14 protein-coding genes are annotated in these 13078 nt (G+C 56.0%); 7 read left to right on the top strand and 7 right to left on the bottom strand.

Going from position 1 to position 13078, the window contains the following annotated elements:
• Nucleotides 1-151 precede the first annotated feature (151 nt).
• Together ACJAXR_RS07530 and ACJAXR_RS07525 are read left to right on the top strand one after the other, a co-directional pair.
• The gene (locus ACJAXR_RS07530; protein ID WP_415057643.1) at nucleotides 152-952 is read left to right on the top strand and encodes an inner membrane protein YpjD; all 801 of its coding nucleotides are present in this window, start codon (nucleotides 152-154) and stop codon (nucleotides 950-952) included.
• A gap of 37 nt (nucleotides 953-989) precedes the next feature.
• Complete coding sequence (locus tag ACJAXR_RS07525) at nucleotides 990-2300, top strand: HlyC/CorC family transporter (RefSeq protein ID WP_415057642.1); 1311 nt, start codon at nucleotides 990-992, stop codon at nucleotides 2298-2300.
• A 27-nt stretch (nucleotides 2301-2327) separates the two neighbouring features.
• Here the strand turns inward: ACJAXR_RS07525 and purT are convergent, their stop codons facing one another.
• From purT to ACJAXR_RS07505, 4 genes are read right to left on the bottom strand one after another with little or no spacing between them, the layout of a single operon-like run.
• Complete coding sequence (gene purT, locus ACJAXR_RS07520) at nucleotides 2328-3509, bottom strand: formate-dependent phosphoribosylglycinamide formyltransferase (protein WP_415057641.1); 1182 nt, start codon at nucleotides 3507-3509, stop codon at nucleotides 2328-2330.
• A complete protein-coding gene (locus ACJAXR_RS07515) occupies nucleotides 3506-3721 on the bottom strand; it encodes a DUF1289 domain-containing protein (RefSeq protein WP_415057640.1) in 216 nt (71 codons plus the stop codon). The genes purT and ACJAXR_RS07515 overlap by 4 nt, the downstream gene beginning before the upstream one ends.
• The gene (locus tag ACJAXR_RS07510; protein WP_415057639.1) at nucleotides 3721-4245 is read right to left on the bottom strand and encodes a gamma carbonic anhydrase family protein; all 525 of its coding nucleotides are present in this window, start codon (nucleotides 4243-4245) and stop codon (nucleotides 3721-3723) included. The genes ACJAXR_RS07515 and ACJAXR_RS07510 overlap by 1 nt, the downstream gene beginning before the upstream one ends.
• The gene (locus ACJAXR_RS07505) at nucleotides 4242-4850 is read right to left on the bottom strand and encodes an NUDIX hydrolase (protein ID WP_415057638.1); all 609 of its coding nucleotides are present in this window, start codon (nucleotides 4848-4850) and stop codon (nucleotides 4242-4244) included. The genes ACJAXR_RS07510 and ACJAXR_RS07505 overlap by 4 nt, the downstream gene beginning before the upstream one ends.
• A gap of 119 nt (nucleotides 4851-4969) precedes the next feature.
• Between ACJAXR_RS07505 and ACJAXR_RS07500 the strand changes: the two genes are divergently transcribed.
• Nucleotides 4970-5527: an NUDIX hydrolase gene (locus ACJAXR_RS07500; protein ID WP_415057637.1), complete on the top strand. Its 558-nt coding sequence runs from the start codon at nucleotides 4970-4972 to the stop codon at nucleotides 5525-5527.
• Nucleotides 5527-6027: a L,D-transpeptidase family protein gene (locus ACJAXR_RS07495; RefSeq protein WP_415057636.1), complete on the top strand. Its 501-nt coding sequence runs from the start codon at nucleotides 5527-5529 to the stop codon at nucleotides 6025-6027. The genes ACJAXR_RS07500 and ACJAXR_RS07495 overlap by 1 nt, the downstream gene beginning before the upstream one ends.
• Nucleotides 6028-6058: 31 nt before the next feature.
• Here the strand turns inward: ACJAXR_RS07495 and ACJAXR_RS07490 are convergent, their stop codons facing one another.
• Both ACJAXR_RS07490 and ACJAXR_RS07485 read right to left on the bottom strand, forming a co-directional pair.
• Nucleotides 6059-6379 carry an NGG1p interacting factor NIF3 gene (locus ACJAXR_RS07490; RefSeq protein WP_415057635.1) on the bottom strand — a complete coding sequence of 107 codons (321 nt, stop codon included), beginning with the start codon at nucleotides 6377-6379 and terminating at the stop codon, nucleotides 6059-6061.
• Between the two features lie 41 nt (nucleotides 6380-6420).
• Nucleotides 6421-7281, bottom strand: a complete 861-nt coding sequence (locus ACJAXR_RS07485) for a LysR family transcriptional regulator (protein WP_415057634.1) — start codon at nucleotides 7279-7281, stop codon at nucleotides 6421-6423.
• Between the two features lie 103 nt (nucleotides 7282-7384).
• Between ACJAXR_RS07485 and ACJAXR_RS07480 the strand changes: the two genes are divergently transcribed.
• The 3 genes from ACJAXR_RS07480 (at nucleotide 7385) to ACJAXR_RS07470 (ending at nucleotide 12299) form a co-directional block, all read left to right on the top strand.
• Nucleotides 7385-8875 (top strand): NADH-quinone oxidoreductase subunit L, encoded by a 1491-nt coding sequence (locus tag ACJAXR_RS07480; RefSeq protein ID WP_415057633.1) that lies wholly within the window; start codon nucleotides 7385-7387, stop codon nucleotides 8873-8875.
• Nucleotides 8872-11217 carry a YbcC family protein gene (locus ACJAXR_RS07475; protein ID WP_415057632.1) on the top strand — a complete coding sequence of 782 codons (2346 nt, stop codon included), beginning with the start codon at nucleotides 8872-8874 and terminating at the stop codon, nucleotides 11215-11217. Before ACJAXR_RS07480 ends, ACJAXR_RS07475 begins: the two co-directional genes overlap by 4 nt.
• Nucleotides 11218-11393: 176 nt before the next feature.
• Nucleotides 11394-12299, top strand: coding sequence for a carbamate kinase (locus ACJAXR_RS07470; RefSeq protein ID WP_415057631.1), 906 nt, complete (start codon nucleotides 11394-11396; stop codon nucleotides 12297-12299).
• Between the two features lie 15 nt (nucleotides 12300-12314).
• On the opposite strand, the gene ACJAXR_RS07465 is transcribed toward ACJAXR_RS07470, so the two are convergent.
• Nucleotides 12315-12872 (bottom strand): cytochrome b, encoded by a 558-nt coding sequence (locus ACJAXR_RS07465; protein WP_415057630.1) that lies wholly within the window; start codon nucleotides 12870-12872, stop codon nucleotides 12315-12317.
• Nucleotides 12873-13078 lie beyond the last annotated feature (206 nt).

Here is a 13078-nt window from a genome sequence, read left to right as displayed (position 1 = left end):
AATCTCCTATGCTTCCCGTTACCCGGACAGACGGGTGAAGCGATCAAGCGCCGCAGTATACCCTGCAGCGATTGTGGATGACAGGGAGCGCTTTAACAGTAACGCGCCTTGTGCCACACTTCGATTTCGATGAGTCTCTTTGCAAGGAAGTATGACAGCCCTCACCCCCAGCCTGCTTGCCGTGCTCCTGTACTTGAGCGGCAGTATTTACCAAATGCACTGCCTGGCCAAGCGTCGAGCCGTAAACAACAATCTGCTGCGCGTCATCGGCCTAGTTGCGCTGCTGGTGCACGCCGCCAGCCTATACTTGCAGCTAATTACTGACGCCGGACTGGCTCTTGGCGTCTTTAACGCAGCATCGCTGGTTGCCTGGCTGGTTATCGCGATTACTTTGCTGTCCAGCTTTCGCGCTCCGGTCCTCAGCCTGCTACTCGGCTTGTACCCGCTCTCCGTGATTACCGTGCTTTTGGCCTGGCTGTTCCCTGGCCATGGCAAAGTACTAGTATCCGGCGAAGGCATACTGATAACGCATATCCTGCTATCGATCCTGGCCTACGGCATTCTCACCATAGCCGCTTTCCAGGCCGGCCTCTTAGGCCTGCAGAACTATCAGCTCAAACATAAAAACCCAACGCGCTTCATCCGCACCTTCCCACCGCTGCAGACCATGGAGCGATTACTCTTTCAGTTCCTCCTGTGCGGCGAGCTACTCCTGACCCTGGCCCTGATCACCGGTTTCGTATTCCTCGACAACATGTTTTCCCAGGATGTTGCCCACAAGACCCTACTGTCCTGTATGGCCTGGATTGTGTTCGGCATTCTTCTCTGGGGTCGGCATTTCCGTGGCTGGCGTGGCAACAACGCGATCCGCTGGACCCTAGCGGGCTTTTTACTGCTCGCCCTGGCCTATTTTGGCAGCAAGCTGGTCAGCGAGTTTTTTCTGGCCGTCTGACCGGGTCCCTATTACATATTGTCCTTGAGGCCATCCCTTGAACGACTCGCACACCACTCTTCTGCTGATAATTCTCTGCGTGCTGATCGTCCTGTCCGCGTTCTTCTCGAGCTCAGAAACCAGCATGATGAGTCTCAACCGGTATCGTCTCAAACATCTCAGCAAGGAAGGACATAAAGGAGCGCGGCGAGCCTCGCGTCTCCTTGAACGCCCGGATCGCTTATTGGGCACGATCCTGGTCGGTAATAATATTGTCAACATTCTTGCTGCTTCGATAGCGACAGTCGTAGCCGTGCAGATCTGGGGTGAAGCGGGGATTGCCATCGCCACCATCGGCCTGACCATTATCATTCTGATCTTCGGCGAAATCACACCCAAAACCCTGGCCGCCCTGCGCCCGGAGCTCATCGCCTTCCCCGTCAGCATCATATTGCAGATACTGCAGAAGGTGCTGTATCCGGTGGTCTGGGTCTGCGGCAGTATCAGCAATCAACTGTTGCGTCTGCTAGGCGTCAACGTATCCGCCGATGCAGGGGATCAGTTGAGTGTCGAGGAACTGCGTACGGTAGTGCGCGAGGCTGGTCTGGGTATCACCCGCAGCCGTCAGAATATGTTGTTGGGCATCCTCGATCTGGAAAAAATGACTGTCAACGACATCATGATTCCGCGCAACGAAGCAATCGGCATTGACCTCGAAGACAGCCTTTCAAGCATCAATAGTCAGCTACGTACCTGCCACCATACCCGTCTTCCCGTCTTCCAGGGCGACATCAACAATGTAACCGGCATCGTCCATATGCGCTCCATCGCCCGACTGCTCAGCCGCGGCGATTTGACCAAGGAAAACCTGACCAGCGTCTGCAAGGAGCCCTACTTCGTCCCCGAAAGTACGCCGCTGCATACTCAGTTGTTCAACTTTCAGAAGCAGAAACGGCGCATTGCGATCGTAGTGGACGAATACGGCGACGTTATCGGACTGGTTACCCTGGAAGATATTCTCGAGGAAATCGTGGGTGAATTCACCAGCGACATGCTCCTGCCCAGTCAGGATATTCACCCCCAAAACGACGGCCGCTTCGTGATTGAAGGCGGCAGCGCCATCCGGGCGATCAACCGTCAGTTGAAGTGGAAGTTGCCCGCTGACGGCCCGAAGACATTGAACGGCTTGATTACCGAGCAACTCGAGAGCATTCCCGAAACCAGTGTGTGTCTGACGGTAGGCTCTTATCGTATGGAAATCCTGCAAACCAAGGACAACATGGTCAAGAGCGTGAAAGTCTGGGACCGAGCCCTCGACATGGAGGGCCCGCTACCCGAGATTGAGTCCGAGGACGACGACGCGCGCTAACCCAATGGAAAGCGCGCCACCGCCGGCTCACAGCTGGACGTCTATCGCCTCGATAACCGCCATGGCCTTTGCCCGCGCCAAGGTAACATCTACGTCACGGGCCAGTGCGACACCCATTCGGCGCTGACCGCTCACATCCGGCTTACCGAACAGGCGTAATTGGGTATCAGGTTGCTTGAGCGCCTGATGCAAATTACAGAAACTCACCGCACTGGACTCACCCTCCACCATCAGCACCGCCGAAGCACAGGGTCCCATTTGCCGCACCGCCGGGATGGGTAGCCCAACGATAGCCCGAGCGTGCAAGGCAAACTGGGACAAATCCTGAGAAATCATCGTGACCATTCCAGTATCGTGCGGTCTGGGTGAGACTTCATTGAACCAGACCTGATTCCCCTTCACGAACAACTCGACACCGAATACGCCGCGCCCGCCCAGGGCTTCAGTAATAGCTAAAGCGATACGCTTGGACTCGGCCATTGCCTCGTCACTCATGGCCTGCGGCTGCCATGATTCCCGGTAGTCACCCCCGGCTTGACGATGACCGATGGGGTCACAGAACAGGGTGCCGTCGACGTGTCTCACCGTTAACAAAGTGATTTCGTAATCAAATTCGACCAGCCCCTCGACGATGACCCGGCCGCTACCTGCACGGCCGCCGGACTGGGCATGATCCCAGGCGGCCTGAACCTCTTCGTGGGCGCGTACCAGCGTCTGTCCCTTACCTGAGGAACTCATCGCCGGCTTGACTACGCAGGGCAGACCGACTTCATTGATTGCCGCCCGATATTGCTCGGGCGTTTCGGCAAATCGATAATCGGAGGTAGGCAGACCCAGCTCCTCGGCAGCTAGCCGTCGTATGCCTACACGGTCCATGGTCAGCCACGCCGCACGTGCAGTCGGAATCACCGTATAGCCCTCCCGCTCCATGTCGAGCAGGGTCTGAGTGGCGATCGCTTCAATTTCCGGCACGATGTAATCCGGTTGTTCGATCTCGATCACCGCTCGCAAGGCCTCGCCATCAAGCATGCTGACGACGTGACTACGATGGGCGACCTGCATCGCAGGTGCATTTTCATAGCGATCAACAGCTATCGTCTCACAGCCGAGTCGCTGCAACTCAATGACCAGTTCCTTGCCTAGCTCTCCCGCTCCCAAGAGCAATACGCGCATAGCGCTCTGCGTGCCTGGCGTTCCTATCTGGCTCATGTCTGTAACCCGTTATCCGGCGTAGTAGAAAACCAGAGACCCTGCGACTGAGCGCGTGCCTGACACAGGCCAAGCACCTCTCGGCGCCGGGACTCGCTCATGCGTGCCCATTGCGTGATTTCAATCCCGCTGCGCTGGCAACCGGTGCAAATGTCCTGCTCGTCCAGCGCGCACACGCCAACACAGGGAGAAGCAACTACTTCGCCCGACATCAGTCGTCCTGAGGCTTAAGATCGCGCTGATAGCGCTTGGCATTGTGCACGTAATGCGCGGCACTCGCCTCGAGCATCTTCTTCTGCTGCTCGTTCAGCTCCCGCACTACTTTGCCGGGAGAACCCACCACCAGCGAACCATCGGGAATCTCCTTGCCTTCGCCAATCAGCGTGTTGGCGCCAATGATGCAGTGCTTGCCGATCTTCGCACCGTTAAGCACCACAGCGCCGATACCCACCAGACTGTAATCACCCACAGTGCAGCCATGTAACATCGCGTTATGACCCACGGTTACGCCCTTGCCCAGCGTCAACGGATAACCCATATCAGTGTGCATGACGGCACCATCCTGCACGTTGCTGTGCTCGCCAATCAGAATCAACTCATTGTCGCCGCGCAGCACCGCGCCAAACCAGACATTCGCGCCAGCTTCGAGCCGAACCTTGCCGACCACAGCGGCGGAATCAGCGATCCACGCATCGTCCGCCATTTCTACTCGGTCGTTACCCAGGCTGTATTTCATTTTCTCTCCTGCTTGCGATCTTCGTCGTAAGGGGTGTGCAATTGTATTTCGGCATCGAACGCCAGATTGACGAACTCCACCAGCATCAAGGCCGTCAACCCCCAAATCTTGTGGCCTTCGTAACGATAGCTGGGAACATACCAACTGCGCCCTTCGTAATCTATCCGATGGGTCATCTCGCGCCGATCCTCGAGAAAGAAACTCACCGGCACCCTAAATACGGTTTCAATTTCGCCGCTGTTGGGTACCAGGTCGAAGACATCCGGCACGATACCGACAAAAGGGGTAACTTTGATGCCATAGCGCGACACCAGAGAACCAAGCGGGCCAAGCACGTCAACCAGTTCCGGCAACAGGCCTATCTCTTCATGGGTCTCACGCAAGGCAGTGTATTGCAGGTCAACGTCACCCGGGTCCCGACGCCCACCCGGAAATGCGACCTCACCGGAGTGAGTGGACAGGCGCTGGGAGCGGACGGTCAGGATGATCTCGGGCCGATCTTGCACACAGGTCACCGGGATCAACACCCCCGCTTCCGGCAAGCCTGCCGCTTCGATCTCCCGCGGGCGATGTTCGCCTACCCGCAGGCGCATCTTGTCCAGCATTCAGTTCACCTCCGTCGTTTTAGTAATGATGTCATGATCACTTACGTAGAACCAGTTGCCCAACAGGCAAATGCGCCGCAAGATAAGACAAAACGAATTGGACATAGAGATAGTAAACAATGAAATTCTGTAGCGACTGCGGTCAGCAGGTCAGCCAGCGCATCCCCGACGGTGACAACCGTTCGAGGTTCGTTTGCGATCACTGCGATACCATCCATTACCAGAATCCGCGTATTGTCGCCGGCTGTTTGGTGATTCACGAAGAGCAGATCCTCCTTTGCCGTCGCGCAATCGAGCCCCGCATGGGATTCTGGACTCTGCCTGCTGGCTATATGGAAAACGGCGAAACCACAGAAGAAGCCGCATTGCGCGAAACCTGGGAGGAAGCCCAGGCACGAGTCAGTGAACAGGAACTGTACATGCTGTTCAACCTTCCGCACATCAACCAGGTGTACATGTTTTTTCGTGGCAACCTGATCGATCGAGCTTTCGCAGCAGGCGAAGAAAGCCTGGAAGTCAGACTCTTTTCCGAAGGGGAAATCCCTTGGGATGAACTGGCTTTTCCAACCGTTGGCAAGACGCTCAAGCAATATTTCCACGACCGCCAGCACAGTCATTATCCGTTTCGTACCCACGACATCCTTTATCAACCTGGACAGTCACGCAGGAACAGCTGATGTGCCTGCACGCACTCCTTCTGCTAGCCTTGCTAGGCGCGATATCCGTCTCTGGCGCAGCTCAAGCAGATGGGGCCAGAATCGACAAAGTGTTGATACTCAAACAGGAACGTCGGCTTGACATCATCAGTGGCGGCGAGATTATCCGCACTTATCGCGTGGCCTTGGGCCGTCAACCGGTGGGGCACAAGCAAGAGGTCGGAGACCAGCGCACACCGGAGGGCATCTACACTATTGACTGGCGTCACAAGAGTGCCGATTTCAACCTCGGCATGCATCTGGATTATCCCAACTTGAAGGATAAGACCTCCGCCTATAAAAGAGGGGTCGATCCCGGTGGTATGATCATGATCCATGGCACGCCGATTGATGAGGAGTATCCCGAGTGGTACTTCGAAGGCCTAGACTGGACAAATGGCTGTATCGCACTGACCAATCAGGAAATGCGCGCACTGTGGGAGTTGGTACCGGACGGCACTTTAGTAGAAATAAAACCCTGAACCGTATCAAACGTCTTGAACGTCCTGCTCGTCATTGTCCAAGTATTGGACTCAACAACCAACAATCGAACGCCGGCTCTTCATAAGGGTGGGCACTTTTTAGAGCCGCAACAGCGTCCTTGATTCTGTTATCGGCGCAGACCATCTCCACCCGGTACTCCTCGACTATTTCGAGCACTCCCGTCTCTCCCATAAACGGCTGGCTGCCGGGCAAAGGACGGAATTGCCCTTGGCCGCTGATCTGCCAGCAACATTGATCATAATCACCGATTTGCCCTGCACCAGCGGCAAATACTGACGCTTTTACCGCATCAAGGTGACTCTCTGGTACGTAAAAACACAGCTTGTACATTTACCCTCCAATATTCGGATCAGCATGAGCACACCACCAGCTTAGTCGTATCCGGCTAACAGCACGTCCAATAACTCCGGCTTGAAAATCCGTTCGACAGTAATGGCATAGAACCGCTCATAAACGCCGGTCAATGCCTCGCGCTCCACCAGTCTGCCGGTCGCAAGCTCGTCCTTGGCCACAACGCGGGGAAGGACTGCAAAGGCCTGACTGTCCCTGGCCATCAGTCGCAGCATAGCCATGTCGTCTACTTCTGCCTTGAGTGTAGGACTGAAGCCACGTCGCAGACAAAAGGCATCAAACTCACCACGGATGGCGTGTTTACGCGACGGAAGCACCCAGGAATGCGCCTTGAGATCCGCCGTCGCCAATGCGGGCGGGCAGACAATCGCCACCGGCTGCCTGGACAATAGCTGGATTTGCCACGCCTGATTATCACTGATCTCAACGTTGGCGTTGGTCAGAACGACATCAAGCTCATGTCGGGTCAAATCATCCACTAACTTGTTCTGGTTATCTGACACCAGTGACACGCTGGCCTCGGCGTCCTGCATCGCCGGGCCGATGAACTCCTCGATAAAGTTTCGCGACATGTGGCTGGTGGTTCCAATGCGCAAGCGTTTGTTGGCGGAGCTGACGCCAAGGCGAAGTAGGGACTCAAGCTCTGCACCCCGATGGAATATATCTTCGGCGAACTGCATCGCCCGCTGGCCAGCTTCAGTGAGCACAAGCTTGCGCCCTTCGCGATCAAAGAGTTGACACTCAAGGTTGTCCTCCAAGTTGCGGATCTGGGTGGACAACGCTGACTGGGAAATATGCAACTGTTCAGCGGTACGCGTGAGATTGCCGGTGACGGCGACCTGCCAGAAGTAATAAAGATGATGATAATTAAGTCGGCTCATGGCTATTCTGTTCTAAAAAATAGAACGATAGCATCCTTATAATGAATTTCACAGAATGAATAGAGGCGCCGATACTCTCTACAGACCACTGGGAGGATATCGTATGGAATCTGTAGCCGCTTTTGCTGTTTTTGCAGTGCCCCTTGCCTACGCAGCAGCCATGTTGCGAGGGAGTCGCAGTATGAGTGCTCTGATCGCTTTACTGCTCGCGCTGATAGTCACCCTCGTTGACGGTTTCGGGCTCTTCGATTTTGCTCTGGCCCCAGTGCAAATGATCATGTTGCTGCTCGTGGCGAGTATCGGCTGGATTGTCAGCCGATTCAGCGAGCAATACCTGGCAGGTGACCCAGGACAACCGCGCTTCTATCGCTGGCTCAACGCATTACTGGCCAGCGTGACCGTCGTTGTTCTGGCGGATAATCTGCTCTTGTTGTGGGTCGCCTGGGTAGCAATCAGCCTGACACTCCATCAATTGCTGCTGTTTTATCCTGAACGACCCCGAGCAGCCCTGGCTGCCCACAAGAAATTTGTTTTTGCGCGCTTAGCCGATGTCGCCCTGCTGAGCGCCATTGCAATAATCTACTGGCAGTACAAGACCCTCTCCATAAGTACTTTAGGCGATATCTGGCAAACCCAGCAGGTGCTGCCAGTGTCGATGCAGTTCGCCGCACTGTTAATTGTTCTGGTCGCCCTGCTCAAATGTGCCCAGATGCCGTTCCATGGCTGGCTGATTCAGGTAGTCGAAGCGCCAACTCCGGTGTCAGCGCTACTGCATGCCGGCGTGGTCAACCTGGGTGGTTTTCTGCTCCTGCGCCTGGCTGGTATGCTGGAACTGGCAGCAGCCGCGACCGGGCTTCTATTACTGGTCGCGGGTATCACCTTGGTGCTGGCTGGGCTGGTCGCGGTCACGCGCATAAGCGTGAAGATCCGTCTGGCATGGTCAACAGTCGCCCAAATGGCCCTCATGCTGATGCAAATCGGCCTTGGCCTGTACGCTCTAGCGGTGCTGCATCTGGTCGCGCACTCTTGCTACAAAGCCTATTCCTTCCTGAATTCCGGAAGCCGGGTAGAGGAGTTCGTAGTGTCTCGAATGGCGCCAGGTAAAGGTCTGAAACTGCGTCATGCTGCGCTGGGCAGTTTTGCAGCACTGGCAGCCTATATTTATCTCGCGCAGATACTGACGCTGCAGATCACGGCTGCGCAGTGGTTACTACTGGGACTCTACAGCGTCGGCTTCGGCACTCTATGGCGCCGCCGCGGCTGGCTGATGTCACTTGGCATGATTGTCACTCTGGTCTCGCTGCACTTGGGTCTAAAGGCCCTGGTCGAGACTCAGATGATTCTTACTGGTAGCCCCGCGGATACCTGGGCACTGGTATGGACCGCAGTCGCCATCCTGGCGCTTGGTGCCGGTGGCTGGCTGGTGATGTTCGGTCGCAACACCGCGCTGCATCAGGATCTCTATCGCACCCTGTATGCCGGGCTTTATCTGGATGAGTGGGCCACCCGGCTCACCCTGGCACTCTGGCCCGCGCGACTGCCCAAGCCCTTCCCACTGATCAACCACGCACTGGCTCAGGAGACTCGCTCATGATCATGACCGCAGAAAACATCGTCCCGTCAACATCAGTTCTGGATGCTGCCAGTGAGGCCTGTGGCCGGATTGCACCCAATTGGCCACTGGATCAACTGATCGCGGTCAATCCCTGGTGGGCCATGCGCCACCGACCGATGGCCGAGGTAGCGGGTGAATTATCCTGGCTGGGAGGCATAAGCTGCTTTCTGGATTCGGACGATTACCGCGCACAGGGTATTCCCAACGCCATCATTGCCGAGGTGCTGGCCGAACAGGGCGTGCACAACCCGATCGACCAGTTCGTTGCCGCTAACCCAGTGCGGCCTGCCGTTTGGCAGAACCTTGACCAGATGCTCGACGGTCATCGTGATCTGACACGTCAGATTAGCTGGCGCGATGAGGTCCAACATCAGCTAAGCCAGTTTGCCGGGCGTTATTTTGTCGATCAACAAAGTGATTTTTATCAAGCCTGGTTGAAGCAGGTACGCAAGGATCGAGGTCTCTCCATTCTGATGGCAGAACCTGGTCTCACTCGTCAATTCGATGCACTGCCCGACTCGGCCGACACGCTATTGATCATGGCGATGGAGGAACTATTGGTGCCACCACAGCAGCAAGCCGCTTATGCCCACGCCCTCTTACTGAGCCTGAACGGCTGGGCCAGTACCGCGGCCTACCGCTCATGGCAGGCCGGACTGAATGGGACCAGCGACAGCAGCAGCATGGAACTGCTTGCCGCACGCCTGGCCTGGGAGCTGGTATTGTGGCGCCAACTTGGTCAGAAAAAAACCAGCGTGGCAGCCGACTGGAAGCGTCAGATAGACAATGCCAAAAATCAGCGCGCGGCACACCTGGCGTATGCTGAGCACCTTCATTGCTGGCAGTTAGCAATCGAGCGCTTTTTTCAGCAGGGACTGCAGAGCAAGTTTATAGAGCCCTGGAATAAAGATTCAGAGCCAACAACTGACGCGTCTGCGCCCTCTTTGCAAGCAGTCTTCTGTATCGACACACGCTCTGAAGTCATGCGCCGGGCCCTTGAGATTCAGGATCCGACCATCCAGACATTCGGCTTCGCCGGCTTTTTTGGCTTGCCTATCGCTTATCATAGCGGCGCCTACCAACGCCCCCAATTACCCGGGTTACTGGCCCCTCAGCTAGCGGTCACTGACGCCGACAAACAGTATCAAGAGCCCACTGCAGCGAGCCTGACCAGCCGCTGGTTGGCTCTGGCCAAGTCGCCGAACGGCGGATTCAGCCTGGTCGAATCGTCGGGCCTTGCCTATGGGCTGGGCCTCTTGCGCAACACCTTCGGCTGGCGATCCTCGGCCAGCGCGGTTAAGCCAGGCAACCGGCTACATCTGCACAGGGATGGACAAATCCTGTCCACCGTAGAGCAGGCAGAGCTGGCGTTAGGGGTGCTCAAGGCCATAGGTCTGGACAAGGTGCTGGCCAGCCAGGTGCTACTGGTGGGGCATGGCAGCGATTGCCAGAACAACCCTCATGCTGCCGGGCTTGATTGTGGCGCCTGCGGCGGGCAAACGGGCGAGGTCAATGTACGATTACTGGCGCAGATGTTGAACGATAGCCACATTCGGCAGGCTATCTCCGACAAGGGGCTAACCATCCCCGAAACCTGCATTTTTATCCCTGCGCTACATAACACCACCACCGATGAGATTCGTATTCTGGCCGGCGAACTAAGCGCTCAAGCCCAACAGTGGATAGCCATGGCCAGCATAGGCTGTACCAAGGAAAGATCATACAACCTGGGAATTAGTAAAGAGTCCGCTGTCAGGGCAGTTGCCCGTCGTGCCAAAGACTGGTCACAAGTGCGCCCGGAATGGGGCCTGGCCAACAACGCGTGCTTTGTAGTGGCCGCTCGGGCAAGGACTCGACACCTGGACCTCGCTGGGCGGAGTTTCCTGCACGATTACCAATGGCAGGATGACCCCTCGTTCGCATTACTCACCCAGATACTTACAGCGCCCATGCTGGTGACCAACTGGATCAACATGCAATACAACGCATCAGTCACCGAGCCCCACCTCTACGGTTCGGGCAACAAGACGCTGCATAACGTCGTAGGGGGCAACCTCGGCGTGTTTGAAGGTAACGGTGGTGATCTGCGCATTGGTCTGCCATATCAATCGATTCACGATGGCCAGAAGTGGATGCATCAACCCTTGCGGCTGAGCGTCTACGTGGATGCGCCTAAACAGGCCATCGCAGAGATAGTTGCCGCCCACGATGACGTTCGCTGGCTGGTGGATAATCAGTGGTTGTATCTGTTGCAGCTGACTGACGCCGGTGGCTGCCGCTATTTTGAGGGGCAGTGGGCCAAGACGAATAATCTGGACTAGGTTTGCGACAAACAATCTGCCCGCCAAGGCGTCTGGCCGGCAGACTACAATGGCAGCGCTTCAAAACCTGCAGCTAGGTTGATCCTGATCAATTTTTATCCAAAAGAGTGGCCTAGGCTGGGCTGGGATGGGATGGGATGGATCGATAGTTTAATCATCCCGCCCGGAGACGCCACGTGGATAACAATAAGCAAGCTTCGTCCAAGCCTGAAGAAGACCTGGCATCGCGGTTCCCGACAGCCTATACCATTCTGTTTCTGCTTATAGCTCTGGTTGCCGCACTGACCTGGATCATTCCGGCCGGGCACCAGCTGGTCATCACCCATGGCAAGGGACCACAGGTAGGGCTGTTAGCTTTAAAGGGCGCTGCCTACAAACCGGAAGAGGCCTACCCGCTTGACGTATTAGGCGCTGAAACCGATAGCATGATTGGTTATATCATCGAGCAGGAACTGGAAAATGCGCTGGACCACCATCGACCATTGGCCACTCTGTTTACTCAGGTGCTGGTAGACAAGAACGATCCGGCATTCAGCAATCCCAGAAAGTTCGTAGGGCCGACGTACGACAAGGCAGAAGCTGAAAGCAAAGCCACAGCCGCCGGCTGGCATATAGCCCAGGACGGCGATAAATGGCGGCGCGTAGTACCTTCGCCCCAGCCCCTGGAAATTCCGGATCTGCGCGTGCTCAAACTGTTGCTGGCTCAGGGCGTCGTGATTATTTGCGCCGGTGGTGGCGTTCCCATTCTGCGCCGTGAGGACGGCAGCCTGATGGATGTGGAAGCCGTGATCGACAAGGACGCCGCCAGTGCACTGCTCGCGCGCCAACTCGGCGCCGACGCCTTGCTCCTGCTGACTGACGAGGCGGCAATTTACCGTGATTTCGATAAGGACACCGCAGCGCTAATTCTCAGCCTGACTCTGGATGAAGCCCGCAATCTCAACTTGTCAGCCTGCTCCATGGGACCAAAGCTGACCGCTGCGAGTGACTTTGCCTCCAGTGGCGGCCTCAGCGGCATCGGCCGCCTGGAGGATGCGCTGGCGATCCTTGAACGCCGCGCAGGTGCCTGTGTGACCGGTTAGCTTTTAAGGCGAAAATTATCCTGGGTTTTTCCCAAAGAACATACGCCGCAACGTGTTATCGCGAAAAAAGTAGTGATGGACCAGCGATGCAGAGGCGTGAAAGCCGATGAGGTAATAGCCCACAACCGCCGCCGTTTCGTGGATATCCTTCACCCACTTGGACAAGTCCTTGTTCTCCGCAACAAGAGCCGGCAGCTCGAACCCGAAAAAAGGAATCGGCTTGCCACCGAAGCTGAGAATCAACCAACCTGCCAACGGCATCCCGAACATCAGTGCATAAAGCGCGATATGAAAACCTCTGGCAAGCCATTCCTGCCATTGTGGCGGGCGCGGCAGAATGGGGGGTTTTGGGCCGTTATAAAAACGTATCGCCAAGCGCAAAATAACCAAAAAGAGCACCGAGAGACCCAGCATGAAATGCCAGGTCTTCAAACCTTCACGAAAGTCGCTTCCCTTTGGAGCCAGAAAACGCAGCTCCATGCAGGCATACACCGCGGCGATTAACAACAGCATCAGCCAATGCAAGCTGATCGATAAAACGCCATAACGAACAGAATTATTCTGCCAGTTCATATAATGTCTCGATGATGTGGCGTTAACGCCATGCCCGGCGAAAGACGAATCTATCGCAGGCGTTTGGGGCCATCCTTTGACAAGGATGGAGGTTTGAATGACTTGTATTTCAGAGACTCTGAACGGCGATCTGGGTTGCCGCTGGGGAAATCTACTGTATTCCCGTACCGCACTAATAGATACGGCCAAATCGTAATGTTGTGTAC

Origin of the sequence: Halopseudomonas sp., from assembly GCF_047631575.1 — a bacterium.
In the GTDB taxonomy this organism is placed as follows: domain Bacteria; phylum Pseudomonadota; class Gammaproteobacteria; order Pseudomonadales; family Pseudomonadaceae; genus Halopseudomonas.
Note: the sequence above shows the minus strand (reverse complement) of the source record. Positions and strands in the feature narration are given on the sequence as shown.